This window comes from Paracoccus seriniphilus (assembly GCF_028553745.1).
Classification (GTDB): domain Bacteria; phylum Pseudomonadota; class Alphaproteobacteria; order Rhodobacterales; family Rhodobacteraceae; genus Paracoccus; species Paracoccus seriniphilus.
The window spans coordinates 193,172-219,254 of sequence record NZ_CP067129.1 but is presented as its reverse complement, the minus strand read 5'-3'; the positions used below and the strand labels follow the sequence as shown (position 1 = coordinate 219,254).

30 protein-coding genes are annotated in these 26,083 nt (G+C 59.1%); 12 read left to right on the top strand and 18 right to left on the bottom strand.

Going from position 1 to position 26,083, the window contains the following annotated elements; all coding sequences use genetic code 11:
• Entirely contained in the window at nt 1–933 is a 933-nt protein-coding gene (locus JHW44_RS01040) for a YncE family protein (protein ID WP_089344838.1), read from the top strand.
• On the opposite strand, the gene JHW44_RS01035 is transcribed toward JHW44_RS01040, so the two are convergent.
• The 10 genes from JHW44_RS01035 to hrcA all read right to left on the bottom strand — a co-directional run bounded on the left by JHW44_RS01035 (nt 908) and on the right by hrcA (nt 10,272).
• A complete protein-coding gene (locus tag JHW44_RS01035) occupies nt 908–1,441 on the bottom strand; it encodes a rhodanese-like domain-containing protein (protein ID WP_089344837.1) in 534 nt (177 codons plus the stop codon). The two genes, JHW44_RS01040 and JHW44_RS01035, sit on opposite strands and share 26 nt — an antisense overlap.
• Nucleotides 1,438–2,253 (bottom strand): quinoprotein dehydrogenase-associated putative ABC transporter substrate-binding protein, encoded by an 816-nt coding sequence (locus JHW44_RS01030; RefSeq protein WP_089344836.1) that lies wholly within the window; start codon nt 2,251–2,253, stop codon nt 1,438–1,440. The genes JHW44_RS01035 and JHW44_RS01030 overlap by 4 nt, the downstream gene beginning before the upstream one ends.
• A 1-nt stretch (nt 2,254) precedes the next feature.
• Nucleotides 2,255–2,821, bottom strand: a complete 567-nt coding sequence (locus JHW44_RS01025; RefSeq protein ID WP_089344835.1) for a c-type cytochrome, methanol metabolism-related — start codon at nt 2,819–2,821, stop codon at nt 2,255–2,257.
• A gap of 114 nt (nt 2,822–2,935) precedes the next feature.
• Nucleotides 2,936–4,756 carry a methanol/ethanol family PQQ-dependent dehydrogenase gene (locus JHW44_RS01020; RefSeq protein ID WP_089344834.1) on the bottom strand — a complete coding sequence of 607 codons (1,821 nt, stop codon included), beginning with the start codon at nt 4,754–4,756 and terminating at the stop codon, nt 2,936–2,938.
• Nucleotides 4,757–4,927: 171 nt separating this feature from the next.
• Nucleotides 4,928–5,755: an S-formylglutathione hydrolase gene (gene fghA, locus JHW44_RS01015; RefSeq protein WP_089344902.1), complete on the bottom strand. Its 828-nt coding sequence runs from the start codon at nt 5,753–5,755 to the stop codon at nt 4,928–4,930.
• A 286-nt stretch (nt 5,756–6,041) separates the two neighbouring features.
• Nucleotides 6,042–6,677 carry an ATP-dependent Clp protease proteolytic subunit gene (locus JHW44_RS01010; protein ID WP_089344833.1) on the bottom strand — a complete coding sequence of 212 codons (636 nt, stop codon included), beginning with the start codon at nt 6,675–6,677 and terminating at the stop codon, nt 6,042–6,044.
• Between the two features lie 79 nt (nt 6,678–6,756).
• Nucleotides 6,757–7,884, bottom strand: a complete 1,128-nt coding sequence (locus tag JHW44_RS01005) for an S-(hydroxymethyl)glutathione dehydrogenase/class III alcohol dehydrogenase (protein WP_089344832.1) — start codon at nt 7,882–7,884, stop codon at nt 6,757–6,759.
• 98 nt (nt 7,885–7,982) lie between these two features.
• Nucleotides 7,983–8,567 (bottom strand): S-(hydroxymethyl)glutathione synthase, encoded by a 585-nt coding sequence (gfa, locus tag JHW44_RS01000; protein WP_089344831.1) that lies wholly within the window; start codon nt 8,565–8,567, stop codon nt 7,983–7,985.
• A gap of 111 nt (nt 8,568–8,678) precedes the next feature.
• On the bottom strand, nt 8,679–9,209 hold the full coding sequence (locus tag JHW44_RS00995) for a nucleotide exchange factor GrpE (protein ID WP_089344830.1): 531 nt from the start codon (nt 9,207–9,209) through the stop codon (nt 8,679–8,681).
• 7 nt (nt 9,210–9,216) lie between these two features.
• Complete coding sequence (gene hrcA, locus JHW44_RS00990; protein WP_089344829.1) at nt 9,217–10,272, bottom strand: heat-inducible transcriptional repressor HrcA; 1,056 nt, start codon at nt 10,270–10,272, stop codon at nt 9,217–9,219.
• 72 nt (nt 10,273–10,344) lie between these two features.
• On the opposite strand from hrcA, the gene rph reads away from it, so the two are divergent.
• Genes rph through JHW44_RS00965 form a run of 5 tightly spaced genes read left to right on the top strand, consistent with a single transcriptional unit; the run spans nt 10,345 to nt 13,560 of the window.
• The gene (rph, locus tag JHW44_RS00985) at nt 10,345–11,058 is read left to right on the top strand and encodes a ribonuclease PH (protein ID WP_089344828.1); all 714 of its coding nucleotides are present in this window, start codon (nt 10,345–10,347) and stop codon (nt 11,056–11,058) included.
• Entirely contained in the window at nt 11,055–11,663 is a 609-nt protein-coding gene (rdgB, locus tag JHW44_RS00980; protein ID WP_089344827.1) for an RdgB/HAM1 family non-canonical purine NTP pyrophosphatase, read from the top strand. Before rph ends, rdgB begins: the two co-directional genes overlap by 4 nt.
• The gene (locus JHW44_RS00975) at nt 11,656–12,030 is read left to right on the top strand and encodes a RidA family protein (RefSeq protein WP_089344826.1); all 375 of its coding nucleotides are present in this window, start codon (nt 11,656–11,658) and stop codon (nt 12,028–12,030) included. The genes rdgB and JHW44_RS00975 overlap by 8 nt, the downstream gene beginning before the upstream one ends.
• Complete coding sequence (hemW, locus tag JHW44_RS00970; RefSeq protein WP_089344825.1) at nt 12,027–13,205, top strand: radical SAM family heme chaperone HemW; 1,179 nt, start codon at nt 12,027–12,029, stop codon at nt 13,203–13,205. The genes JHW44_RS00975 and hemW overlap by 4 nt, the downstream gene beginning before the upstream one ends.
• A gap of 1 nt (nt 13,206) precedes the next feature.
• On the top strand, nt 13,207–13,560 hold the full coding sequence (locus JHW44_RS00965; RefSeq protein WP_089344824.1) for a YbaN family protein: 354 nt from the start codon (nt 13,207–13,209) through the stop codon (nt 13,558–13,560).
• Nucleotides 13,561–13,599: 39 nt separating this feature from the next.
• Here JHW44_RS00965 and JHW44_RS00960 read toward each other — a convergent pair whose 3' ends face one another.
• The 7 genes from JHW44_RS00960 to JHW44_RS00930 form a co-directional block, all read right to left on the bottom strand.
• Nucleotides 13,600–14,493, bottom strand: coding sequence for a ParB/RepB/Spo0J family partition protein (locus JHW44_RS00960; RefSeq protein WP_089344823.1), 894 nt, complete (start codon nt 14,491–14,493; stop codon nt 13,600–13,602).
• Nucleotides 14,494–14,495: 2 nt separating this feature from the next.
• Nucleotides 14,496–15,281 (bottom strand): ParA family protein, encoded by a 786-nt coding sequence (locus JHW44_RS00955; protein WP_089344822.1) that lies wholly within the window; start codon nt 15,279–15,281, stop codon nt 14,496–14,498.
• A complete protein-coding gene (rsmG, locus tag JHW44_RS00950) occupies nt 15,274–15,870 on the bottom strand; it encodes a 16S rRNA (guanine(527)-N(7))-methyltransferase RsmG (RefSeq protein ID WP_089344821.1) in 597 nt (198 codons plus the stop codon). Before rsmG ends, JHW44_RS00955 begins: the two co-directional genes overlap by 8 nt.
• Nucleotides 15,867–17,735 (bottom strand): tRNA uridine-5-carboxymethylaminomethyl(34) synthesis enzyme MnmG, encoded by a 1,869-nt coding sequence (mnmG, locus tag JHW44_RS00945; protein ID WP_089344820.1) that lies wholly within the window; start codon nt 17,733–17,735, stop codon nt 15,867–15,869. Before mnmG ends, rsmG begins: the two co-directional genes overlap by 4 nt.
• 3 nt (nt 17,736–17,738) lie before the next feature.
• Nucleotides 17,739–19,004, bottom strand: a complete 1,266-nt coding sequence (mnmE, locus tag JHW44_RS00940; protein ID WP_089344819.1) for a tRNA uridine-5-carboxymethylaminomethyl(34) synthesis GTPase MnmE — start codon at nt 19,002–19,004, stop codon at nt 17,739–17,741.
• 11 nt (nt 19,005–19,015) lie between these two features.
• Nucleotides 19,016–20,287: a transcription termination factor Rho gene (gene rho / locus JHW44_RS00935; RefSeq protein ID WP_089344818.1), complete on the bottom strand. Its 1,272-nt coding sequence runs from the start codon at nt 20,285–20,287 to the stop codon at nt 19,016–19,018.
• 128 nt (nt 20,288–20,415) lie between these two features.
• Nucleotides 20,416–20,853, bottom strand: coding sequence for a CopD family protein (locus JHW44_RS00930; RefSeq protein ID WP_089344817.1), 438 nt, complete (start codon nt 20,851–20,853; stop codon nt 20,416–20,418).
• A 500-nt stretch (nt 20,854–21,353) separates the two neighbouring features.
• Between JHW44_RS00930 and JHW44_RS00925 the strand changes: the two genes are divergently transcribed.
• From JHW44_RS00925 to JHW44_RS00910, 4 genes are read left to right on the top strand one after another with little or no spacing between them, the layout of a single operon-like run.
• A complete protein-coding gene (locus tag JHW44_RS00925; protein WP_089344816.1) occupies nt 21,354–22,208 on the top strand; it encodes a shikimate dehydrogenase in 855 nt (284 codons plus the stop codon).
• Entirely contained in the window at nt 22,205–22,792 is a 588-nt protein-coding gene (gene coaE, locus JHW44_RS00920) for a dephospho-CoA kinase (RefSeq protein WP_089344815.1), read from the top strand. Before JHW44_RS00925 ends, coaE begins: the two co-directional genes overlap by 4 nt.
• Nucleotides 22,785–23,495, top strand: coding sequence for a DNA polymerase III subunit epsilon (dnaQ, locus tag JHW44_RS00915; RefSeq protein ID WP_089344814.1), 711 nt, complete (start codon nt 22,785–22,787; stop codon nt 23,493–23,495). Before coaE ends, dnaQ begins: the two co-directional genes overlap by 8 nt.
• The gene (locus JHW44_RS00910) at nt 23,431–24,417 is read left to right on the top strand and encodes a YihY/virulence factor BrkB family protein (RefSeq protein WP_089344813.1); all 987 of its coding nucleotides are present in this window, start codon (nt 23,431–23,433) and stop codon (nt 24,415–24,417) included. The genes dnaQ and JHW44_RS00910 overlap by 65 nt, the downstream gene beginning before the upstream one ends.
• A gap of 9 nt (nt 24,418–24,426) precedes the next feature.
• Here the strand turns inward: JHW44_RS00910 and JHW44_RS00905 are convergent, their stop codons facing one another.
• Complete coding sequence (locus JHW44_RS00905; protein ID WP_089344812.1) at nt 24,427–25,230, bottom strand: response regulator; 804 nt, start codon at nt 25,228–25,230, stop codon at nt 24,427–24,429.
• Between the two features lie 53 nt (nt 25,231–25,283).
• Here JHW44_RS00905 and JHW44_RS00900 point away from each other — a divergent pair, with 53 nt between their 5' ends.
• Both JHW44_RS00900 and JHW44_RS00895 read left to right on the top strand, forming a co-directional pair.
• Nucleotides 25,284–25,475 carry a NepR family anti-sigma factor gene (locus JHW44_RS00900; RefSeq protein WP_245847188.1) on the top strand — a complete coding sequence of 64 codons (192 nt, stop codon included), beginning with the start codon at nt 25,284–25,286 and terminating at the stop codon, nt 25,473–25,475.
• Between the two features lie 37 nt (nt 25,476–25,512).
• Nucleotides 25,513–26,079, top strand: a complete 567-nt coding sequence (locus tag JHW44_RS00895; protein WP_089344810.1) for an RNA polymerase sigma factor — start codon at nt 25,513–25,515, stop codon at nt 26,077–26,079.
• Nucleotides 26,080–26,083 lie beyond the last annotated feature (4 nt).

Genomic DNA, 26,083 nt, shown 5'->3' with positions numbered 1-26,083 from the left:
ATGCGGCTGTGGCTGCCGGCATTTCTGTCCATGCTCTCCCCGGCCTGTGCCGGGGATCTCGCATTCGTCACCTCGCAAAATGCAGATGCGGTGACGGTCATCGACCTGAACCGCATGGAGATCATCGCCAGCACCGAACTGCCGGGCGCGCCTGCCCCGGTGGCCTATGATCCGAAACGCGCGCGGGCCTATGTGATCGCCGCAGATAGCGGGCGGCTGTCGGTTCTGGACGAAGCGGGACAGATCACGCGACACGCCGAGTTGGGCGCCGGCGCCTTTGGGATCGCGGCCATCCCCGGCAAAGGGGTCGTGATCACCGATTGGTACAACAACCGCCTGATGCGGCTGGACGGGGATCTGGAACCGCTCTGGACCGCCCGAACCGGCCAGATTCCCTCGGGCGTTGCCATCAGCGCGAACGGGGCATTGGTCGCCACAGCTGATCGCGATGACGACACGGTCAGCATCTTCGACATCGAGACGGGGAAACTGCTGCGCAAGATCACGACCTCGGGCGAACATCCTTTCGCGGTCACCTTTCATCGCGGCCGCCTCTACAGTGCGGATGTCCTTGGCGATCGCGTCTCGATCATGGATCCCGACAGCGGCACCCTGCTTGGCCATGTCGCGACGGGGCATCGCCCCTATGGTATCGCTTTTGCCGGTGGACGGGGTTTCGTGACAAATCAATATGCCAGCACCGTCACGGTTTTTGATCCCGAAAGTCTTGAGGTAACAGAAACACTCGAGGTCGGGGATTATCCCGAAGGCATCGCCAGCCTGCCCGATGACAGCGGTGTCGTGCTGGCCAATTGGGATTCCGATACGATCATGGTGCTTGATGCCCGCGATCTGACCATCACCGCAGAGCTGGATGTTCCCGCCGGTCCGCGCGCCTTTGGTCAGTTCACGGGGCGACAGGTTCAGCCCTGACCAGATCCGGTCCCAACGCGTCCTGCCATTCATCAATGCCACCGGGAAACCACATGACCTTCCGATAACCCAGATCGACGGCACGTTTCGCCGCGTTCCAGCTCATCCAGCAATCAGCCCGACAGAAGATCACCAGCGGCATATCCGGATTGCCCCGCGTCATGCTGGCCAGACCGTCTTCCAGACGCTGCATCTCTTCCGCTGTCAGGCTTTCATAACCGGTATTCCACAGCCAGATCGCACCGGGAATGGTGTCATGGCGCGGCTCTTGCCAGATAGTGCCCTCGGGCAGCCCCTGCGGCTTCAGGGTGCGCGGATAGACATCGACAAAACCCGCATCTTCGGCCCAAAGCGTCAGGGCCATTTCGGCATCGATCACCTTGGCCCCTTGCAGGGTCGATGGCACCGGGGCCGTATAGGGTTCGCCGCGAAATCCTGAGGGCTCGGCGATATCGGCCCATGCGGGGACGGCGATCACGACAGATATCGCGATCGCCAGCCGGATCATGGCAACATCTCCTTGCCATAATCGTCCACAAGGGGCACCCCGGCCTCGCGCAGCGTCTGGTTGATTTCATCCTGATGGCGGCGGATCAGGCTGTTCAGCTGGCGTTTCCATTCCTGCTCGCCCGGACGCACCCCCATGGTGATGCGATAGAACATCTTCGGGCCGCTTTTTTCCCTTAGCAGCGGCGTGAACTGCAGGTCAGGGTCATCCTTGATGCGCGGGCCAGCCAAAGGCCCCCACAGCACGGCGGCATCCAGGCTGCCATCCCGGACCGAGTCGATCATCCGACCCACCGGATCCTTGACGCGGCGGTCCACGAACAGATCACCCCCGCGCATGTCCTTGGCCAGACCGGCCCGCGCCATGATGGTCGCAGGCGGGCTGCCCGCGATGACTCCGATGGGATGATCCTTCAGCACCGGATCGCCCAGGTGGTCGACATCGGCCAGCGCGCTGTCCTTGCGCGTCACGATACCAAAGACCGAGGTGTAGTAATGATTGGTATTCTGCACCAGCTCATCGCCCTGCGCATATCCCATCACCACATCGCAGGTGCCCGCGCGCAGCGTCTTGGTAATGAAGCCCATCCCCGAGGGAAACCAGCTATAGGTCACCGGCAGGTCCAGCCATTCGCCGAACTGCGCGGCAAGGCGATTTTCAAAGCCGCTGCCATCCTTGTGCGACATGGGGGCATTGGCCGGATCGGCGCAAACGCGGAAACTGGTGGTCGATCTCAGGTCGGCGACCTGCGCGGCACCCATATGTGCCACGCAGAGCCAGCCTGATATTGCCGTGATGATCAGCCTGCGCATGTCACATCGACATGCAGGAATCTTCCTGCTCGGCGAATTCATCCGTTTTCGGTCCCTTCTTGGCCGGTCGTCCGCGCGGCAGGGCATCGGTACCCCGCGCGACCAGATAGGCATAGATGTCGTCAATATAGCACCAGACATTCTTGTTGGTGCCAAATGCCGGCATCACCTGGTTCTGGGCGGTGTTCACCTCTTGCTTGCCCGATGCGACGATCTCCTGGAAATCATAGTAATCCAGCCGCAACACCGAATCCTTCAGCGCCGGGGCATAGGTCGAACCCTCGCCATCCGGGCCGTGACAGACATGGCATTCCGCAGAATAGCGGCGATAGCCGTTGAAGGTCGCGAAATCGACGCTGCCATCCGCGTCGATCTTGTAGGTCGGAATCCCTTCGGCGTTATACCAGCGGCCATATTCCGTGTAGTCGGGCGTGATATCCATGCCGTTCGGCAATGTCGCCCCTTCGGTTCCGGCTGAAGCGTCTGATGTGGTCTCGGACTGCGCCATGGCCGGTCCGGCCAGCGACGCCGCGACAACCAGCGCCGCAAGGCTGGTGATGGCTTTCATTCTTGTCTTCCTCCCTAGAGTTGGTCCCGCCTGCTCTCCTCAGGCAGAACCGCCCCAGTTTATCGCTGGGGCGGTCCCTTCACAGATCACTTCTGGTTTTGCGAAACGAAAGTATTAGCCCTCGACCGGCGCATCACCGGGCAGTTCAAAGACGGTCAGCTGGCCGCCAAGCTCGGTATAGTCGCTCAGCGCGGCATAACCGCCGACGGCGCCAAGACCGTCATTGGGGTTCGTCAGACCCGCTGCCAGACCGATACCGGCCCAACCGCCCACACCGGACAGAATGCCGATATATTGCTTGCCGCCATGGACATAGGTCATGACATTGCCGATCACGCCGGACGGAGTCTTGAACTTGTAAAGCTCTTCACCCGTTTCGGCGTCTACCGCCTTCAGATAGCCTTCCAGCGTGCCATAGAAGACCAGATCCCCCGCCGTTGCCAGCGCACCGGACCAGACCGAGAACTGTTCGGGCAGCGACCATTTGATCTCGCCGTTGACATTGTCCCAGGCAATGAAATTGCCCATTCCGCCATGGCTGTCAGGTGCGGGGAACATCGAAAGCGTTGCCCCGACATAGGGCTGACCGGCCGTATAGGCTACACGGAAGGGTTCGTAATCCATGCAGACATGGTTGGTGGGAACATAGAACAGGTTGGTCTTGGGCGAGAAGGCTGCCGGTTGCTGGTCCTTGGATCCCAGTGCCGCGGGGCAGACGCCCGTGGTGTTGGTATCCTCGCCATTCTGAGAGGTCGAATATTCGGCGACCACGGCAGGACGACCATAGGTTTCGGATTCCGGATCCATATCGACGCCGGTGGTCCAGTTGACAGCAGGATCGAATTTCTCGGCCACCAGCAACTCGCCGGTTTCGCGATCAAGCGTATAGCCCAGACCGTTCCGGTCGAAATGGGTCAGCAGCTTGCGCTGTTCGCCATCGATTTCCTGATCGGTCAGGATCATTTCATTGACGCCGTCAAAGTCCCATTCGTCATGGGGCGTCATCTGATAGAACCATTTGGCCATGCCGGTGTCGGCGTCGCGGGCCATGATGGTCATCGACCATTTGTTGTCACCCGGCCGTTGAGAGGGATTCCAGGTCGAGGGGTTCCCGGTGCCGTAATAGATCAGGTTCAGATCGGGATCATAGGAATACCAGCCCCAGGTCGTGCCGCCGCCAATCTTCCACTGATCGCCTTCCCAGCTGTTCAGGCTGCTGTCGGGACCGATGGGCTTGCCCAGATGCATGGTCTTTTCCGGATCCACCAGCATTTCGTCATCGGGGCCGGTGGAATAGGCTTTCCAGACCTCTGATCCATCGGCCAGGCTATAGGCTGTGACGCGGCCACGCACACCATATTCACCCCCGGATACGCCGACGATCACCTTGTCCTTGACCGGCAGAACCGTTGCGGTGTTGGTTTCGCCGATCGACGGATCGCCGGTCTGGACCTTCCATTTCTCTTCGCCGGTCTTGGCATCCAGCGCCACAAGCGTCGTATCCGCCTGATGCAGCAGGATCATGCCATCGGCATAGGCGACCCCGCGGTTGACCGTGTCGCAGCACATGACCGCAATGACTTCGGGGTTTTGCTGGGGTTCATAGCGCCAGACGATCTTGCCGTCATTGGCCAGGTCCAGGGCGAAAACCTTGTTGGGGAACGGCGTGTGGACATACATCATGTCGCCGATCACAAGGGGGCTGCCCTCATGGCCACGCAGGACGCCGGTTGAAAATGTCCACGCCACGCGCAGATCTTTGACATTGTCCTTGTTGATCTGGTCCAGCTCGGAATAACGCGTATTCGCGTAATCACCCATCTGGATCGCCCATTGTTCCGGCTTGGCCATTTCGGCCATGACACTTTCGTTCGCATAGGCCGTGGCACTGGTCAGCAGCAGTGCCGCCAGGGCACTGTTCAGCAGATATTTCATCGATGTGCTCCTCCCTTGGATCAGACGCCGCGGATTTTCCTCCGGCCACGGCTCTCCATGTCAGGTAGTGTTGGATGCACACCCTTCTGCGTCAATCCGCCGCACTGCCACTTACCCCTAAAGTCTGATGGGAGTTTTGGCAGCGCGATCGGGAAGATTTGGCAAAATCGTTCAGGCAAGCCGTTCGGCATGCCACAGGATGTGGTCTGCCATGAAGGTCTGCACGAAGAAGTAGCTGTGATCATAGCCCGGCTGCATCCGGAACTGACCGGGCTGACGCCGCGCCATCATGGCCTGCGCCAGGGCCTCGGGCTTGAGCAGGTCCAGGAACTGATCTTCGCTGCCCTGATCGATCAGCACTTCGCCGGGATATCCCCGTTCCGTCATCAGGATCGTGGCATCATGGGCGCGCCAGGTCGCCCTGTCCTCGCCCAGATAGGCCGAAAGCTGTTTCCTGCCCCAGTCCGACTCGGTCGGATTCGCAATCGGTGAAAATGCCGAAACCGAGCGATAGCGGTCCGGGTGTGTCATGGCGATGGTCAGCGCGCCGTGCCCGCCCATGGAATGGCCGGTGATCCCCATGGCATCGCGATCAATGGCGAAATTGTCGCTGACCAGCTCGGGCAGCTCGTGAACGATATATTGCCACATCTGGTAATGCGGCTTCCACGGGTCCTGGGTGGCATTCACATAGAACCCTGCGCCCTTCCCCAGATCATAGGCTTCGTCGTCGGCAACCTCATCTCCGCGCGGGGATGTGTCGGGGAAGACGATCGCGATCCCGGCTTCGGCGCACCATTCCTGGGCGGCGGCCTTGGTCATGGCGTTTTCATGGGTGCAGGTCAGGCCCGACAGATACCACAGCACCGGAACCCGGCCATGCTGCGCCTCTTCGGGCAGAAACAGCGCGAATGTCATGTCCGTGCCAGTGGATTGGGATTTATGACGATAGACGCCCTGCGTCCCGCCAAAGCTGCGATTTTCCGAAAGCGTTTCGATGGTCACATCATGCCCCTTTTCTGCAAGATATTGCGGTCCCGTTCTGCGCCCCACCAAACCCATGAGACGCCCCGAGGGCAACGCGAAAAGACAAGAAGCCACACAAAGGAATCATACAGCTTGCGTCGCTTGGGGCAGATCGGTTCGGGATTCGGCCATAGCGCCAGCCCGGCATGGTATCGCGCGCCCTGCGCAGCCTCTCGCAAGGGCGGCGGGGACCGGGAAACCCGGCCCCCGCACGATGATCAATAGAGATCCGGGCAGAACTGATGCCCTGCCCGTTGCATCACTTCAGTTCGTCGACCGAACGAATGACCTTGCCCAGCAGGCCGTAATCCAGCGCTTCCTGGGTGTTCAGCCAGAAATCGCGATGCGTGTCCTTTTCGATCCGTTCCACCGTCTGACCCGTCGCATCCGCAAAGATCTGGTTCAGGCGATCCCGCATCAAACGAACCTGTTCGGCCTGGATCATCATGTCCGACGAGGTTCCGCCAATCCCGCCCGAGGGCTGGTGAATCAGAAAGCGGGTATTGGGCAGGCAATAGCGGTTTTCCTTGGCCGCACCGACAAAGATCAATGCGCCAGCACTGGCCACCCAGCCCGAACCGATCGTGCGCACGGTGGGACGGATGAACTTGATCACGTCATGGATCATGTCACCCGATTCAACATGCCCCCCGGGCGAGCTGATCAGCATGTTGATCGGCTTGTCGCTTTCCTCGGCCAGGGCCAGCAGATGGGCGACGGTGCGCTGTGCCAGCTTGTCATTGATCGCGCCGGCCACGATCACCGTACGCGATTTGAAATACAGCTTGCCGATATTGTCGCCATCGGGAAGGCCCAGGCCACCTTCCTTGTCACCCTGGTCAGGGCGGTCATCGTCATCATTGTCGTCGTCATCGTCCAGCCACTGATGGCGCATGGGCCTGCTCCTTGTTTTTCTCATAGCGACGGCGGGACCAGCGGCCCCGCCGTCCTTTTACCTAAGCAGCCATGAAGGATCAGTAAAGCACGACCGAACGAATCGATTCACCGCTGTGCATCAGGTCAAAGCCCTTGTTGATGTCATCCAGCGACATGGTGTGCGTGATCATGGGATCGATCTCGATCTTTCCGTCCATGTACCAGTCGACGATCTTGGGCACATCGGTACGTCCGCGGGCGCCGCCGAATGCCGTGCCTTTCCAGACGCGGCCGGTCACCAGCTGGAACGGACGGGTGCTGATTTCGGCCCCTGCAGGCGCAACGCCGATGATGATCGACTGACCCCAGCCGCGATGGGTGCATTCCAGCGCATCGCGCATGACCTTGACGTTGCCGGTCGCGTCAAAGCTGTAATCCGCGCCACCGATCTGGTCGAAGGGGGTTTTCGTCATCTCGACGATTTCCTGCACGACATTCTCGACGTTCTTCGGATTCACGAAATGGGTCATGCCGAAACGCTCGGCCATTTCCTTCTTGTCGTCATTCAGATCGACGCCTATGATCATGTCGGCCCCGGCCAGACGCAGGCCCTGAATCACGTTCAGCCCGATGCCGCCCAGCCCGAAGACAACCGCCTTGGCGCCGATTTCGACCTTGGCCGTGTTGATCACCGCGCCAACGCCGGTGGTCACGCCGCAGCCGATATAGCAGATCTTGTCGAAAGGTGCGTCTTCGCGCACCTTGGCCAATGCGATTTCGGGCAGAACCGTATGGTTCGCAAAGGTCGAACAGCCCATGTAGTGATAGATCGGCGTTCCATCCAGCATCGAGAAACGCGTGGTGCCATCGGGCATCAGCCCCTGCCCCTGCGTCGCGCGGATCCTGGTGCAGAGGTTGGTCTTGCCCGACAGGCAGGACGCACATTCACGGCATTCCGGCGTATAGAGCGGGATGACATGATCGCCGGGCTTCAGGCTGGTCACGCCCGGTCCGACCTCAAGTACCACGCCCGCGCCCTCATGGCCCAGAATGGACGGAAACAGCCCTTCGGGGTCGGCACCCGAGCGGGTGAATTCATCGGTGTGACAAATGCCGGTTGCCTTGATCTCGACCAGAACCTCGCCCTCTTTGGGTCCTTCGAGATTGACCTCCATCACTTCCAACGGTTTGCCGGCCTCAAGGGCCACGGCAGCACGGGTTCTCATTGGCTGTCTCCTGTCATTCCAGTTCGTAGGATTCTAAATGGCCAGAGGGGTCTTGCTTGCGCCCCTGACTTCGCGTTTCGATTGATATGACGATCCCGTCAAGCAGGAAGGGCCCCCGTCCGCTTTGCGACATGTGTGGCGATGGCATCCATCAATGCGGGGGACAGGGCGTCATAGGGTTCAAGCCCCAGTTCACGCAGGCGGGCGCGGATGCCGCCCATCCGCGACGGGTCAACGCCCGATTCGATCACCGAACTGACAAAGCCCGCGAATTCCGGGGCGGACCAGCCGCGCTCGGAGGACAGTTCCGTATGCACGAAATCCAACCCATAAAAGGGATGCTGCTTGTCCTCGATGCGCCCGAACATATGCACGCCACAGTCGCGGCAGCGATGGCGCTGGATTGCAGCATTGCGGTCAACGATTTCCAGCTTGTCGGAGTTCTGGATGATCTCGACGCAGTCGCGGGCGACAACGGCGACCAGGCTGAAGGTCGCCCCCGCTGGCCGCCAGCATTTCGTGCAGCCGCAGATATGATTATGGGACGTCTGGGATGTGATGCGGACCTTGACCGGATCGATACCGCAATGACAAGACAGCACGCCTCCCTGGAAGCCTGCGCGTCCCGGCGCGATGCCTTCGTCGACCGCGGGATGAATCTTCACCCCATCTGTACCTGCCATGGTCCCCTCCTGAGATGACCGAACATCTCCTAGGGTCGCGCGCGCGGGAAGAATCGGCAAGTCAGCGGAAGGTTGTAGCGCCGCGCGACGATACGCGCGGCGCCAAAAGGGTCAGCTGGCCGGAGTCGAGCTGACGCCGACCTTGGCAGGGCGCAGCAGACGGTCGTGAAGACGGAAACCGTTGTCCATGACCTGAATGATCTCTCCGGCGGTGGTTCCGGGCACCGCGGCCTCGAACATGGCTTCGTGGTAGGTCGGGTCGAATTTCTCGCCATGCTCGGGGCGAATCACGGTGATCCCGTGCTTGGCGAAGACATTGGACAATTCGCGCAGCGTCAGTTCGACCCCTTCGATCAAGGCCCCGGCGGCGGCGCGCTGTTCCTCATTCGCGGCATCCAGCGCGCGCGTCAGCGCGTCATGCACGGGCAGCAGATCACGAGCCAGGCGCGAACCGCCATATTGCTCGGCATCGCGACGATCCTTGTCGGCCCGCTTGCGCGAGTTCTCGGCATCGGCCAGCGCACGCATCCACTTGTCGCGGAATTCGTCGCGTTCAGCCTTGAGCGCCTCGACCTCGTCCGAAGGATCGGCCAGCGGGTCTTCCATCATGTCGTCTAGAGGCTGTTCGTTCTGTTCGGTCATTCTCAATTCATCCTTTCCGGCCGGACAACACGCGCCCGACCAGTTGGGCGGTGTAATCGACAATCGGCACGATGCGGCCATAATTCAACCGCGTCGGTCCGATGACGCCCACCGCGCCTACAATCTTCCGGTCGGCATTCATATAGGGTGAAACCACCAGAGCGGAACCCGAAAGTGAAAAAAGCTTGTTCTCGGACCCGATGAAAATTCTGACCCCGTCTCCTTCTTCGGTCAGTTCCAGAAATTCGACAATGTCTCGCTTGCGCTCCAGATCATCGAACAAAACCCGGATGCGGTCCAGATCGGCGGCCTCGCTGTCCAGAAGATTCGCCCGCCCGCGCACGATCAGTCGCGGATCCGAAGCCTCATTGTCCCACAGCGCCAGCCCTGAATCGACCAGTTCGGCGGCAAGCACGTCCAGTTCGCGCCGGCGTGCGGCGATCTCGCGGGCCATGAAACTGCGCAACTCGGCAACGGTCTTTCCCTCTGCCATGGCATTGAGGAAATTTGCCGCCTCGCGCATCGAGGACGGCGTCTGCCCCGGCGGCGGTGTAAAGATCCTGTTTTCGACATGGCCGTCGGCAAAAACCAGAATGACCAGCGCCCGATCCTGCGCAAGGCTGACGAATTCGATGTGGCGGATGGGGGCTTCGTGCTTGGGCATCAGGACCAGCGAGGCACCATGCGTCAGCGAACTGAGCGTCGTGCTGACCCGGTCCAGCAACATGCCCGTATCCGGATCGTCATTGCCCAGGGTCTGATCGATTGCGGCACGATCGGTCGGGGTGACATTGTCGATTTCCATCATGCCATCGACGAACAGCCGTAGCCCCAGTTGCGATGGCAACCGCCCTGCGGAAACATGCGGGCTGTCCAGCAGCCCCAGCAGTTCAAGGTCCTGCATCACATTTCTGACAGTGGCGGCACTGACCTTTTCCGACAACTCGCGCGTCAATGTGCGCGAACCGATCGGCTCGCCTGTCTCAAGATAAGCCTGAACCACCCGGCGAAACACTTCGCGGGAGCGGTCGTTCAACTCGGATAGCAGCGTTTCCTGGTTCATATCCCTCACGGGCTTGCGTGACATGGGCGCGGACCTGTATTGGGCAGCCAATCTTCACCGAAAGGAATACCCATGCGCCCCTCTGGCCGGAATCTAAGCGAAATGCGCTCAATTTCAATCGAAACCGGCGTGATGCGCCATGCAGAGGGATCATGCCTGATCCGCTGTGGCAATACGCATGTGCTTTGCACCGCCTCGGTCGAAAACAATCCGCCGCGCTTCCTGAAGGGCACCGGCCTTGGCTGGGTCACTGCCGAATACGGCATGCTGCCCCGTGCCACCAATACCCGCAACCGCCGCGAGGCCGCCCAGGGCAAGCAATCGGGTCGCACACAGGAGATCCAACGACTGATCGGACGCAGCCTGCGGGCGGGCATCGACCGCGTGGCCCTCGGTGAACGCCAGATCACCATCGACTGCGATGTCATTCAGGCCGATGGCGGGACGCGCTGTGCCTCGATCACCGGCGGCTGGGTGGCTTTGCGCCTTGCCGTGAACAAGCTGCTGGCAGCGGGCGTGTTGAACAGCGATCCGATTCTTGACCATGTGGCGGCGGTCAGCTGTGGCATCTATGCGGGTCAGCCGGTTCTGGACCTGGATTATGCCGAAGACAGCGAAGCCGGCACCGACGGCAATTTTGTCCTGACCGGTTCGGGCAAGCTGATCGAGGTGCAGATGTCAGCCGAGGGTGCGACCTTCTCGCGCGATGAAATGAACCAGCTTCTGGACCTGGCCGATGCTGGCATGTCCGAACTGGTCGCCGCCCAGAAAGCCGTTCTTTCATGAGGAAGTTCACCGAGAAGCGCTTGCTGGTGGCGACGCATAACGCCGGCAAGCTGGAAGAGATGCGCGCCCTGCTGGCCCCCTATGGGGTCGAGGTCCTCGGTGCCGCCGAGGCCGGTCTGGCCGAGCCGGAAGAAACCGAGGACAATTTCGTCGGCAATGCCCGCATCAAGGCACGCGCCGCAGTTCAGGCCACCGGCCTGCCCGCGCTTTCCGATGACAGCGGCATTTGCGTCGATGCGCTGAACGGGGCACCCGGCGTCTATACGGCGGATTGGGCGGAAACCGGCAATGGCCGCGATTTCGCCATGGCCATGCAGCGCACCTGGAACGAGCTGGAGGCCGTGAAGGCCCCCGAGCCCCGCCAGGCGCAGTTTCGCTGCACGCTGGTCCTGATGTGGCCTGACGGTCATGACGAGGTCTTCGAAGGCGTGCTGCCCGGTCGGGTGGTCTGGCCGCCCCGTGGGGCCGAAGGTCACGGCTATGACCCGATCTTCATGCCGGACGGATATTCCGATACCTTGGGCGAGATGAGCGCCGAGATGAAGAACAGCCTCAGCCACCGGGCGCTTGCCGTGCAACAGATGATCGGATCCTGCTTTGCATAGAATCTCGACCGGATCGCCATTCGAAAGCCGGATGGCCTATAGCCGTGCAGTCGTCCGGGACAAATGGTGCTTTGTCTCGGGCGTGACAGGCTATGACTATGCCAGCATGACCATGCCCGAAGATGTGGCCGAACAGGCGCGCAACTGCTTTGCGACGATCTTCGACGTGCTGGCACAGGCCGGATTTTCCCGCAACGACATCATGCGCGTCCAATACACTGTCACCGATCCTGCCGATGTCGAGCCGCTGGCCCCTGCCCTGCAAGAGTCACTGGGCGACATCCGACCTGCGGCCACGATGATCATCGCGGGGCTGATCCGCCCGGAAATGAAGATCGAGGTCGAAGTCACGGCGTTGAAGCCATGACCCCCGCCCGCGGCGATCTGTCGAATGACTGGCGCGCAGGTGGCTTTGGTCTTTATGTCCATTGGCCCTTCTGCGCTGCCAAATGCCCCTATTGCGATTTCAACAGCCATGTCGTCGATCAGATAGACCAGGCCCGTTGGGCCAGGGCGCTATCGGCCGAAATAGACCGGCTTGCGGCAGAACTGCCCGGTCGGCACCTGAACAGCATCTTCTTTGGCGGCGGAACACCCTCGTTGATGCAGCCAGAGACCGCCGATCAGGTGATCACCGCAGCCCGGCGTGGCTGGGGTTTTGTCAATGACATCGAAATCTCGCTTGAGGCCAATCCGACCAGCGTCGAGATGGGGCGCTTTCGCGGCTATGCTCAGGCCGGCGTCAATCGCCTGTCCATGGGCATTCAGGCGCTGAATGACGAAGATCTGCGGCGACTGGGCCGCATGCATTCCGTTGCCGAAGCCCGCGCCGCCTTCGATGTGGCTCGGGATTGTTTCGGTCGCGTCAGCTTTGACCTGATCTATGCGCGCCAGAACCAGACGATGGAGCAATGGCGCGATGAACTCTCCGAGGCGCTGACCATGGCCGTGGATCATCTGTCGCTGTATCAGCTGACCATCGAGCCCGGCACGGCCTTTGGCGCCCGCGCTGCGGCAGGCAAGCTGCGTGACCTGCCCGCAGATGACCTGGCCGCCGACATGTATCTCGAGACGCAGGAAATCTGCGAGGCAGCCGGTATGCCCGGCTATGAAACCTCGAACCACGCGGCGTCAGGATCAGAAAGCCGCCACAACCTGATCTATTGGCGTCAGGGCGACTGGGCCGCCGTAGGGCCCGGCGCGCATGGCCGCATCACCCTGCCCCATGGCCGGATCGCCACCGAGGCCCACCGGGCACCCGGAGCATGGCTGAAGGCCGTCGAGCAGACCGGCAACGGGGACAGCAACCGTGAGATCGTTCCCCCGCATGAAATGGCACTGGAGTATCTGTTGATGTCTATGCGGCTGGCCGAGGGCCTGGACATCACCCGATATGAACGGCTGGCGGGCCATGCCTTCGATCCCGAGGTCCTGGCACGGCTTATCGAACTGGGCATGGTCACACGAAAGAATGGCCGTCTGGCCACCACAGCGGCAGGACGACCGGTCCTGAATGCGATCTTGCGTGAATTGGCGGATTGATATGCGAACACTCTGGTATGGAATTGGAGCGCTTTTCCTCGGGTTGGCAATCATCGGCATCGCATTGCCTGTGGTGCCCACCGTTCCGTTCCTGCTGGTTGCCGCCTGGGCCTTTGCGAAAAGCTCTCCCGAACTGCGCCGCCGTATCCGCGAACATCCGACCTATGGGCCTTCGGTACGTGCCTGGCAGGAACGCGGAGCCATCAGCCGCAGCGCAAAGATCTGGGCCGTCGGTGCCATGTCCTTTGGCGTCGGCCTGTCTTTCTGGGTCGGGATGCCACATTGGGTGGTCGGGATGCAGGCGGCGATCTGTATTCTTGTCGCCGCTTATGTGACAACACGTCCCGAAACGTGATCTTCCATATCTAGGCCAATTTGACGGCCTTCTACCAAATCAGCGATGCCCGCCCAGAATTTGGCACAGCTGATCCAGCTGCTCTAGATCATGATAGTTGATGGTGATCGACCCGCCTTTCGCGCCGCCGTGATCGATCGACACCTTCATGCCAAGCTGCGCCGACAGATCGGATTCCAATGCGCGGGTATCAGCATCCTTTTCCTTCTGGCGACGCTGTTGCTTCTTGCCGGCCTGATCGGGATTGGCCTGCTTGCGCACCAGTTCTTCGGTTTCGCGAACCGAAAGTCCCTTTTCCATGATCTTGCGCGCCAACTGGTTTGCATTGGGTGCCGTGATCAGGGCGCGCGCATGGCCCGCAGACAGGCGACCTTCCTTCACGAAATCCTGAACCTGATCCGGCAGGTTCAGCAAGCGCAGCAAATTCGCGATATGGCTGCGGCTCTTGTTCAGTGCTTCGGCCAGCCGTTCCTGCGTATGTCCAAAACGATCCATCAGTTGCCGGAACGAGGTGGCTTCCTCGATCGCATTCAGATCAGCCCGCTGAATGTTCTCGATAATCGCGACTTCCAGCACCTCGGTATCGGAAAGATCACGAATAATGACAGGCAATTCATGCAGTTGCGCCATCTGTGCGGCGCGCCAGCGACGTTCTCCGGCAACAATCTGAAAGATGCCGTCGTCCTGTGGATGCGGGCGCACGATCAGCGGCTGCAACACGCCGCGGTTCTTCAGTGAAGCCGCCAGTTCCTGCAGTGCCTCAGGGTCAAAGGTCCGGCGCGGCTGATCCGGATTGGCCGTGATCTGCTCGATCGGCACCATCGTGCGCTCCCGCGCAGGGGTCGTGGGTTCCGGTGTCGCAAGATCCATATCGGCCATCAATGCCGAAAGCCCGCGCCCCAATCCTCGTTTTGCCAGCTTGTTCTCTCCCATAGCTAAGCCACCTCCCTAGCAAGTTTTGTACGCGCGGCAAATTCTTCGGCGAACTTCAGATAGGACATGCTTCCCTTGGACGACGGATCGTAAACAAGTACCGGCTGTCCAAAGGAGGGCGCTTCAGACACACGCACATTACGCGGAATGACGGTCTGATAAACCAGTTCTCCAAGCTGCTCTCTGACATCTGCTTCGACATGTTGAGACAGATTGTTGCGATAATCCGACATCGTCAACAAAATACCGTTGACGCGCAAATCCGGGTTGGCGTTCTTGCGCACCTGTTGCACGGTTGCGAGCAATTGCGACAGGCCTTCCAGTGCATAAAACTCCGTCTGCAGCGGGACCAATACGCTGTCCGCCGCGATAATGGCGTTCAGTGTCAACAGTCCCAGCGCTGGTGGGCAATCAATCAGGATGATGGTTTCCGGCTCGGCTTCAACCAGTTTGCGCTTCAGCAGGATGCTTCGCCCTTCAAACTGGGCCAACTGCACATCTGCGGACGCCAGGTCCGAGGTCGCCGGAACCACGCGCAGATTCGCGATTTCGGTCTCCATGGCGCAATCTTCGAGGGTTTCATCCCCTGCAAGCAAATCGTAGACCGTCCGTTCACGACGATCAACTTCTATTCCCAGACCTGTTGAAGCATTTCCCTGCGGATCCAGATCAACCAGGATCGTGCGATAGCCTTGGCTTGCAAGCGCTGCGCCCAGATTGATGGCAGTTGTGGTTTTCCCCACTCCGCCCTTCTGGTTGGCAATGGCCACGATACGGGTGTCAGACATGGGAAACCTCGCTCACCTTCAGTAAAGCTGCCTCTGAGCTTGTCATACTTGGAAAACTTTCAAGATTGAATGCCCAATCGCTCTGGGCCTCCTGAACTTCGCGTTGCCAGTTTTCGCCCTTCAGAAGCCACGCAGTGCCATCCCGCGACATATGCCTGTCCACAAACGACAAAAGAAGAGAAAGAGGCGCAAGAGCCCGCGCCGAGACATGATCGGCCTGCAAGGGCGGAACATTCTCGATGCGGTCACAAATCACTTTAACTTTATCGAGTGATAACTCCCGAATAGCGGTACGCAGAAAAGTCGCCTTTCGCTGATCACTTTCGACAAGAATGAAGTCCAGATCTTGCTCGGCGAAGACGACAGCCAGCACGACCCCTGGGAATCCTCCGCCCGAACCGAGATCCACCCATCTTCCACATTTCGGCAGGATATGCTGGGAAATCTGGAGTGAATCAACGATATGACGGTCCCAAAATACCGAAAGCGTCGATGATGAAACCAGATTGATACGCGGATTCCACTTTTTCACCAAGGCCTGAAACGCGTGAAGACGTTCTTCTGTTTCACGTGAAACATCGTTGCTCATGCAATCTTCCGATTTTTCATGCGCGTGATCGCAACGATCAGGGAAAGCGCAGCCGGAGTGATACCTTCGATCTTGGCAGCCGCAGCCAAAGTCCTCGGTTTGGCCGCCGTCAACTTGTCCCGCAATTCGGCAGAAAGCCCTGATATTTCAGAATATTCAAGATCTTCCGGGATTTCTATCGACTCATCCGCACGCAGCGCCTCTGCATCCTGCGCTTGACGGTCGGTATACTGCGCATATAGCGCATCATTTTCCAACTGCTTGAGGGTATCAGCCGAATATTCGTTCAGATCCGGAACCAGTGACAGAACCGTTTCGCGATCAATCGAATTCAGGCCCAGCAAAGAAAAAGCCGACCTCTTTTGTCCATCCATTCTGACTTGCAACCCAGCGCGCGAAAGCTCGGTTGGCGAAAAAACGCAAGACTCGGCGATGGCACGGGCCTCGTCATATCTAGACTGACGCTCTTCAAACGCCTGTTTTCTTTTGTCGGAGGCAAGCCCGATCCGGATAGCAAGTGGCGTCAGACGTTGATCGGCATTATCTGCCCGCAACGACAACCGGAATTCCGCGCGGGAGGTAAACATCCGATAGGGTTCGGTCACGCCCCGCGTTGTCAGATCGTCGACCATGACGCCGATATAACTATTGGTACGGCTGAAATGCACCGATTCCATGCCTTGAACTTGGCGCGCTGCATTGATCCCCGCGACCAAGCCCTGGGCAGCAGCCTCTTCGTAGCCGGTTGTCCCATTGATCTGTCCAGCCAGATAGAGCCCTTCGGCCCCACGCAATTTCATTGACGCATCGAGAGATCGTGGATCGACGAAATCATACTCGACTGCGTAACCCGGTTGGGTAATCTCAGCGTTTTCAAGACCATAGATGGATCGCACATAGTCAACCTGCACCTCAGCCGGTAGAGATGTCGATATGCCGTTCGGATAAACCGTGTCATCGTCCAGCCCTTCCGGCTCAAGGAAGATCTGGTGCGAGGTCTTTGTCTCGAAGCGGACCACCTTGTCTTCGATCGACGGACAATACCTCGGGCCGCGTCCCGATATCTTGCCCCCGTACATCGCCGATTTATCCAGATTGTCACGGATAATCTGATGCGTGCGCTCGTTGGTATGGGTGATCCCGCAGCTTATCTGTGCGGCCTGCGGGACATCGTTCAGATAGGAAAACATCACCGGATCATCATCGCCCGGTTGCATTTCCAGCTTGGCCCAATCGATCGTTTTCCCGTTCAATCGTGGCGGAGTTCCGGTCTTCAGCCGACCGAACGAAATCTGGAACTGATTGAGTGACTCAGCAAGACGGTTCGAAGGCGTATCACCCCAACGGCCAGCAGCCCGACTCACCTGACCTATATGAATAACGCCATTGAGAAAGGTTCCTGTCGTCAAGATGACAGCTTTGGCGCCAATCAAGGTGCTGTCGGCCAGTTCGACGCCAGTAATACGTCCCGATTCACTGGTAAGGGCGGCGACTTCACCATAGACCAAAGACAAGTTCTTTTGCCGGGAAATCACGTCATTCGCCGCAATCCGGTATAGAGCCCGGTCCATTTGCGCACGCGGTCCCTGCACTGCCGGCCCTTTACGGCGATTGAGAAGTCGAAACTGAATCCCGGCGCGATCAGCCAGGACTCCCATCACACCATCCAGCGCATCAATTTCACGAACAAGATGCCCTTTTCCCAATCCACCAATCGCGGGATTGCAGGAAAGTGCGCCTACATCTGCCTGACGCATCGTGATCAGCGCGGTCTCAGCCCCCATTCGCGCAGATGCGCAGGCTGCTTCCAGACCGGCATGTCCGGCTCCGATCACGATGACATCAAATTGTTTCACGTGAAACACCTTTCATTTACCGATACAGAAAGACGAGAAGATCACGTCTAAATACTCTTCCGCACCGATTCGTCCAAGCAGTCGATCAAGAGAAACTGCCGTCTGACGGATGGATTCGGCCACAAGTTCGGCCGGCAGATCGTGGTCTATTGTCAGGGAGTCGGCCGCCAAACGCAATGCCGCGACCTGCCTTTCATGGCTGACGATACCGGCACCGGCAATCCTTTGCCGCAGGCGTGAGTAAAGTTCCGACAGAAGTTCATCAATCCCCTGCCCGCTCAACGATGAAATCGAAATTCCGTTATCGCCAGGCTGCAGATCCGCCTTGCTGCGGGCAACAATATCGCCTTCAGCATACAGATCCGGGTCTGCTTTTCCCATATCGGACAGATGAATCCGAAGATCAGCTGAACTTGCGCGCCGACGCGCTACATCGACACCGAGGCCCTCGACATGATCATCGGTATCGCGAAGCCCGGCTGTATCCAGCAAGGTGACGGCAAGCCCATTGAGGTCCATTCGCAGTTCGATCACATCGCGGGTTGTTCCCGCAATATCCGAGACCAGGGCCACGTCCCGCTTTGCTATTTTATTGATAAGACTTGATTTTCCGGCATTAGGAGGTCCAACGATCGCCACCTCGAAGCCCGTCCGCAGCCGCTCTGCCGCTGGAAAGCCTGAAATCTCGAGATCTATCTCGGATCTCAGTTCTTTCAACAGATCAAAGACTTCCGGCGGAACATCATCCGGAACTTCTTCATCAGCGAAATCAACGCTGACCTCAACCAATGCTCCAGCGCGAATCAGCATATCGCGCCAACGCATAACTTTCTTCCCCAGTTCACCGCCGCTTGCCCGCAAGGCAAGCCTTCGCTGGGTTTCGGTTTCCGCTTCAAGAAGATCACCCAGACCTTCCACTTCGGCAAGATCCATGCGCCCGTTCAGGAAGGCGCGACGGGTGAACTCACCCGCCTCGGCAGGGCGAGCACCCAGGTTCGACAGCACGGAAAGGACTCGCCGGGCGATGACCGGTGCGCCATGCAGGTGCAATTCTGCGACTTCTTCACCTGTAAAGCTGGCGCCATACTCGAACCACATTGCCAGAACATGGTCGAGATCTTCGTTTCCGTCGCGCAGAGTACGGAAATAGGCATGACGCGATTTCGGCATGAAACCGCAAAGACGCTCGGCAAGATGCCGGGCGCCTTCTCCGCTAATTCGAATGACCGAGACGCCACCCCGCCCAGGCGGTGTGGCCTCGGCAAAAATGAGGTCCATGGGCTGCCCCGTCAGGCGTTCATCGAATCAAAGAATTCGGCGTTGCTCTTTGTCTGTTTCAGTTTTGAGATCAGGAACTCGATGGCATCGGTCGTTCCCATCGGGTTCAGAATTCGGCGCAACAGATAGGTTTTCTGCAGGTCTTTGGCATCAACCAACAGTTCTTCCTTCCGCGTTCCTGATTTCAGGATGTCCATCGCCGGGAAGACGCGTTTATCGGCGACCTTGCGATCCAGGACGATTTCGCTGTTACCCGTGCCTTTGAACTCTTCGAAGATGACTTCATCCATGCGCGAGCCGGTGTCGATCAAAGCGGTGGCGATGATGGTCAGGCTGCCGCCCTCTTCGATATTCCGGGCGGCACCAAAGAACCTCTTTGGCCGCTGGAGCGCATTCGCATCCACACCACCGGTAAGCACTTTACCCGAGCTGGGCACTACAGTGTTGAATGCCCTACCAAGTCTTGTGATCGAATCAAGAAGAATCACCACATCTCGCTTGTGTTCCACGAGCCGCTTGGCCTTTTCGATGACCATCTCCGATACCGCCACGTGGCGGCTGGCCGGTTCATCGAAGGTCGAAGAGATCACTTCGCCGCGCACGCTGCGCTGCATGTCGGTGACTTCCTCGGGCCGTTCGTCGATCAGCAGCACGATCAGATAGCATTCCGGGTGATTGCGCTCGATCGAATGGGCGATGTTCTGCAGCAGCACGGTTTTACCCGTCCGTGGCGGCGCCACGATCAGCGATCGCTGGCCTTTCCCGATCGGAGCCACCAGATCAATGATGCGCGAGCTGCGATCCTTGATCGTGGGATCCTCGATCTCCATTTTCAGGCGATCATTGGGATAAAGCGGCGTCAAATTGTCAAAAGCCACCTTGTGGCGCGCTTTTTCGGGGCTTTCAAAGTTGATTCGTTCAACCTTGGTCAGCGCGAAATAACGTTCGTTCTCGCCGGGAGCTCGAATCACCCCTTCCACCGTATCACCCGTTCGCAGGCTGTGCTGGCGGATCATGTCGGGGCTGACGTAAATGTCGTCGGGACCGGGCAGATAATTGGCTTCGGTCGACCGCAGGAAGCCGAATCCGTCCTGAACGACCTCCAGAACGCCCTCACCGCCGATGTCCCAGCCCTCTTCCGCATGCTCCTTGAGGATCGAGAACATCATCTCGCCCTTGCGCATGGTGGAAGCGTTCTCGATTTCCCATTCCTCGGCCATTGCCAAGAGATCTGCCGGGCTTTTCGCCTTGAGATCGGACAGGTTCAATCGTTCTTCGGTCATGGGTTGTCACCAGGTTGCCGCGCCAGAATCGGCCGGCCAGATTAGATATTCATCGGGGAATCTCCGACCGGATGGTCGGGCTTGAAGGCGCAGATAAGGCCCAAAGCCCCGTGAGTCAATCTTTGCGATCAGAATTTGACGATTACCGACAGAACGATCACCACCATCAGCAGGGTCGGGACCTCGTTCATCATCCGGTATTGCCGCCCGGTCAGCGATTTTCCCAGCGACAACTGGTGTTTTTGGGTGGCGCACCAGTGATGGAACCAGGTCATGGCAAGCACGCTGGCAGCCTTTGTCCAGGGCCAAACCATCGACCAGTCAACGATTCCCGGGGTCAGGACCAGACAAAGACCACTGAGCCAGGTTGCGATCATGGCCGGACGCATGATCATGCCCAGAAGCTTTTGTTCCATGATTTCAAAGCTTTTTGTCGGCTCGCCACCCTGCCTTCCGCGTTCCGCGTGATAGACGAAAAGTCTGGGCAGATAGAAAATTCCTGCCATCCAGGAAATCACCGCCATCACGTGAAATGCCTTGGCATAGGGATAGATGGTTGCAAGCATGGCTGTCCCCGAATTTTCGCTCTGCCTTACTTAAAATATAAAAGTATAGAAAGGAATGTTGTTATAGTAGGGCCTGTGGATAACAGGATCCCAGGCTTATCCGGAACTCTTTCCACCGAATCAGCTCATGTGGACAAGCTCTTTAAAACCTCTCTGATTCGTCAAAAAGAAGTTTCGTTTCAAACAGATGAATTGTGGATAAGTCTGTGGTCAAAACTTCAGCGAAGGCGTTATCCACAGATTCGCGATTTTTGCTGACCGATTCGTCCACCTGTGGATCGAGTTCTGTCGTTCTTGTTTCGTCTCGGGTGAAATTCGGGTTGTTTTGGTATGACCACAATTTAGCCACATACGACAATACTGGTTATCCACGGGGTTATACACAGGCATTCCTGCATCAGGTCACAGGGTCATTGCCCGAGACTCTTTCGAATCCCTTTTTTCCCCAGTTCAGGCGGCCTAATCTGGGCCACCCTGGCAGCAAGTGACGACATATCGCGATGAACGACGAACCTTCCTTGTCCGAAATTTCTCATGTGCCGCTGGCGGGGGTGATCGGGATGCCGATCGCGCATTCGCGCTCACCACGGTTGCATGGACATTGGTTGCGGCGCTACGGGATCGAGGGGCATTACATTCCGATGCCGGTCATGCCCGAACATCTGGCCGAGGTGCTGCGCATCCTGCCGCGTGCCGGCTTTGTCGGCCTGAATGTCACCATTCCGCACAAGGAGGCGGTTCTGGCACTGGCGGATGTTGTGACCGACCGGGCGGCGCTGATCGGTGCGGCGAATACGCTGATCTTTCGTCCTGACGGGAAAATCCACGCCGACAATACGGATGGCTATGGTTTCATCGCCAATCTGCGTCAGAACGCGCCTGACTGGGATCCCGCGGCGGGACCAGCGGCGGTGATCGGTGCAGGGGGGGCTGCCCGCGCCGTGGTGGCATCGCTGCTGGACAGTGGCGTGAAGGAATTGCGCATCACCAACCGCACGCGGATCAGATCGGAACAGATCAAGTCCGAGTTCGGGGCGCGTCTGGTGGTCTATGACTGGGCGCAGGCCGGAAACATGCTGGAAGGCGCTGCCACGGTAGTCAATGCGACCTCGTTGGGGATGACCGGCAAGCAGCCCTTGAGGGTGCCTCTGGATGCGTTGTCACCGCAGGCCCTGGTGACGGATCTCGTCTATACGCCGCTGATGACGCCCCTGCTTGCCCAGGCGCAGGAACGTGGCTGCAAGGTCGTCGATGGGCTTGGCATGTTGCTGCATCAGGCTGCGCCGGGGTTCGAGCGCTGGTTCGGGCAACGGCCCGAGGTGGATGATGAAGCCCGACGGGTCGTTCTGGAATGAGCTTTCTTCTGGGGCTGACCGGCAGCATCGGCATGGGAAAATCGACCACCGCCCAGATGTTTCGCGAGCGGGGCTGTCCGGTCTGGGACGCTGATCAGGTCGTGCATGAACTGTATGGTCCCGGCGGAGCGGCCGTCGCGCCGGTTGCCCGCCTGTTTCCCTCGGCGCTTGTCGATGGCGGCATAGATCGGGCCGAGCTGAAAAGCTGTATTGCCCGCGATCCCGATGCCCTGTCCCGTCTGGAAGCCGTGGTGCACCCGATGGTCGCAGCCCATCGCGATGAATTCATCCGCAGCCACGGCGATGCAGGGCTGATCGTTCTGGACATTCCGTTGCTGTTCGAAGGTAATATGGCGCAACGCTGCGACGGTGTGGCCGTCGTGTCCACCGATGCCGAAACCCAGAAGGCCCGGGTGATGGCACGTCCGGGCATGACGGAAGAAACATTCCGGATGATCCTGTCGCGCCAGATGCCCGATGCGGAAAAGCGCGCCAGGGCCGACTGGATCATTCCGACCGATACGCTGGACGGCGCGCGACAGGCCATAGACGCGATTTGCCAAGAGATTGAACAGAATGCGTGAGATCGTCCTCGATACCGAAACCACGGGTTTTTACCACGACAAGGATGACCGGATCGTCGAGATCGGCGCGCTGGAACTGGAAGGGCATCTGCCGACCGGACGGACCTTTCATGTCTATATCAACCCCGAACGACCGATGCCGAAAGAGGCCTTTGACGTTCACGGGCTGGGCGATGATTTCCTGCGCGACAAGCCGAAATTCGCGGAAATCGCTCAGGACTTCATTGATTTCGTCGGGGATGATTCCAGGCTGGTGATCCACAACGCCAGCTTCGACATGAAATTCCTGAATGCCGAGTTGAAACGCGCGGGATTCCCGACTTTACCATGGGAGCGGGCGCTGGATACGCTAGCCATGGCCCGTGACAAGTTTCCCGGTGCGGGCAACTCGCTGGATGCGTTGTGCCGCCGCTTTGGTGTCGACAACTCCGGACGCGAACTGCATGGAGCGCTTCTTGACTCGGAATTGCTGGCCGAAGTCTATCTGCAGTTGATCGGGGGGCGTCAGCCCGACCTTGTTCTTGACCAACCGCAAGAGGACAGCTCGGGCGCGCCGGGGCAGGACGCCTTCATGACGCCACGCGCGCCACGTCCCCATCCCCTGCCCTCGCGCCTGACTGCCGAAGAAGCCAAAGCCCATGCCGAATTCATTGCACGGCTGGGCGAAGAATCCGTCTGGGCGCGATATACGGATCAGGCGTGAAGGGGTTGCGCGCCCGAGCGGTGCGCAGCATGCTGGCGATGTATCAGACAGGAGTTTCGATCTGGGTCTGTTTCGCGAATTTCTGGATTTCTGGTCCGCCATATTCGAGCGGATGCACAAGATCCATATGGGGCTGATCGCCGCTGGCGTGGCCTTCTACGCGATGTTTGCCGTCTTTCCGGGTCTGGCGGCGATCCTGACATTATGGAGCCTGTGGTTCGATCCGACGGTCATCATGGCTTATGTCGATGTCGCGCATGAATTCCTGCCCGGTGGGGCCGAGGCGATCATAGATGCCCAGATCCAGTCCCTGACCGAAACGGGACGCACGTCGATCGGCTGGGCGTCTTTCCTGTCATTCATGATCGCCACGATCGCCGCGCGCGCCGGGGTAGACGGGCTGGTACGCGGGTTGAATGCCGCCTATGGCGTGCGCGGGCATTCGACGATCTTTGGCTTCATTCTGGCCTATGTGCTGACGCTGGCGATTGTCGGGATCTCTCTGGCGGGACTTGCCACCATCGTGATCGTGCCGGTGATGCTGAAATTCGTCGTGGTGGCCGAGGTCAGGATCTGGCTGCTGGCGGCCCTGCCCTGGGCGGCAATGTTCATGCTGGTGATCCTGGGTATCGGCATTCTGTATCGCTATGGCCCCAACGTGAAAACGCCACGCACGCCGGTATTCACCTGGGGGTCGTTCTTTGCGACGATCCTGTGGGGCGGCGCGTCCATCGCCTTTTCGGCCTATCTGGGCAGTTTCAACAGCTACAACCGTATCTACGGTTCGATCGGGACGGTGGTTGCCCTGCTGATGTGGTTCTATCTGGCGGGGTTTTCGGTCATGTTGGGCGCCCTGATCAATGTCGAACTGGCGCGGCGTCGCCGGCTGCACGCATTGAGACGTGCAACCGGCTCGAAATAGCGGGCCTGTTCAGACCTTCATGCCCTCGGTCGAGGCAAAGAACATCGCCTGACTGACGGCCGAACGGACCTGTTCCTCGCTGTAAGGCTTGGAAATCAGAAAGGCCGGTTCGGGGCGGTCGCCCGTCAGCAGCCGCTCGGGGAAGGCGGTGATGAAAATCACCGGGATATCGCCCAGATCGCCCAGCAATTCATTCACGGCCTCGATTCCGGAAGAACCATCAGCCAGCTGGATATCGGCCAGGATCAGGTCGGGGCGTGCCTTGCCGGCCAGTTCGATCGCCTGACCATGGGTGCGCGCCACGCCGGTCACATTGTGACCCATGGCCTGCACGATGCCTTTGAGATCCATGGCGATGATCATCTCATCCTCGATGACCATGACCTGACCGCTGAGGGCCTGGCTCATTTCGTTCAATGCGATCTGAACAAGCTCTTCGGCCTCGGGCTGATCGATCCGCATGACCGAGGCAATCTGGTCATAGCGCAGTTCCTCGATGGTGCGCAGCAGCAGGGCCTCGCGGGAATTGGGGGTCAGATTGCGCAGATGGCTCTGGGCGCGTTTTTCGCGTTCGGTCTGCTCTGCCTCGGCAACCGGCTGGCCGGAACTCTGCCAGATCGCATGGAAGGCGCGAAACAGCCCGATGCGGGTGTCAGCCGCGCCATCCATCACCGAACGATCCGACAGGATCGCTTCCAGTGTGGCTGCGGCATAATTGTCTCCTGCGCTTTGACTTCCGGTCAGAGCGCGCGCGTAGCGGCGCAGGAACGGAAGTTCGCGCGCAATGGATTGGGCCAGGTCGGCAGACGCCATGATTATTCCCTCGGTTTTTTTCTCGGTCGAAGTGGAACTTTCCTCGGGGCGAAATGGTTGCATCGCGTGCGCACAGGAAGTTCGGGATCAACAAAAACATGATGACAAAACGGGATGATGGTCGCCGTGAGGCGGTCGAAAAGCAAATCGATGAGAACCTGCGGCGGGTCTATGAGCAGGATGCGACAGAGCAGATTCCCGACCGCTTTCTCGAATTGCTCAAGAAGTTACGCGAGCAGGAATGACACAAGCAAGTAAGCGCGAAGGTGCTACGGTGAAAGTATGACGAATTCTGGGACGACGGATCCCCGCGATCAATTGGTCGATCACCTTCCTGCCCTGAGAGCATTCGCATTGTCGCTGACGCGCGAAGGCGCATCTGCCGATGATCTGGTGCAGGACACCATCGTCAAGGCATGGACGAACATGGACAAGTTCCAGCCGGGCACCAATCTGCGGGCGTGGTTGTTCACCATCCTGCGCAACACATTCTATTCGTCGCGCCGCAAGACCCGGCGCGAGGTCAGCGATACCGACGGCATCCATGCCGGACGTCAGGCCACCAAGCCCGATCACGATGGCAAGCTGGCCATGCGTGACTTTCGTGCCGCTTTCCAGCATCTGCCCGTCGAACAGCGCGAGGCGCTGATCCTTGTCGGTGCATCGGGTTTTTCCTACGAGGAAGCCGCCGCCATGACCAAGGTCGCCGTCGGCACGGTGAAGTCACGGGCAAATCGCGGTCGCAAGAAACTGGCCGAGCTTCTGGGGCTGGACGAATCCGAAGACATGGACATGACCGATCAGGCCACGCGGGCCGTCATTGCCAACAATTACACCGGCTCTCGATAGGCGG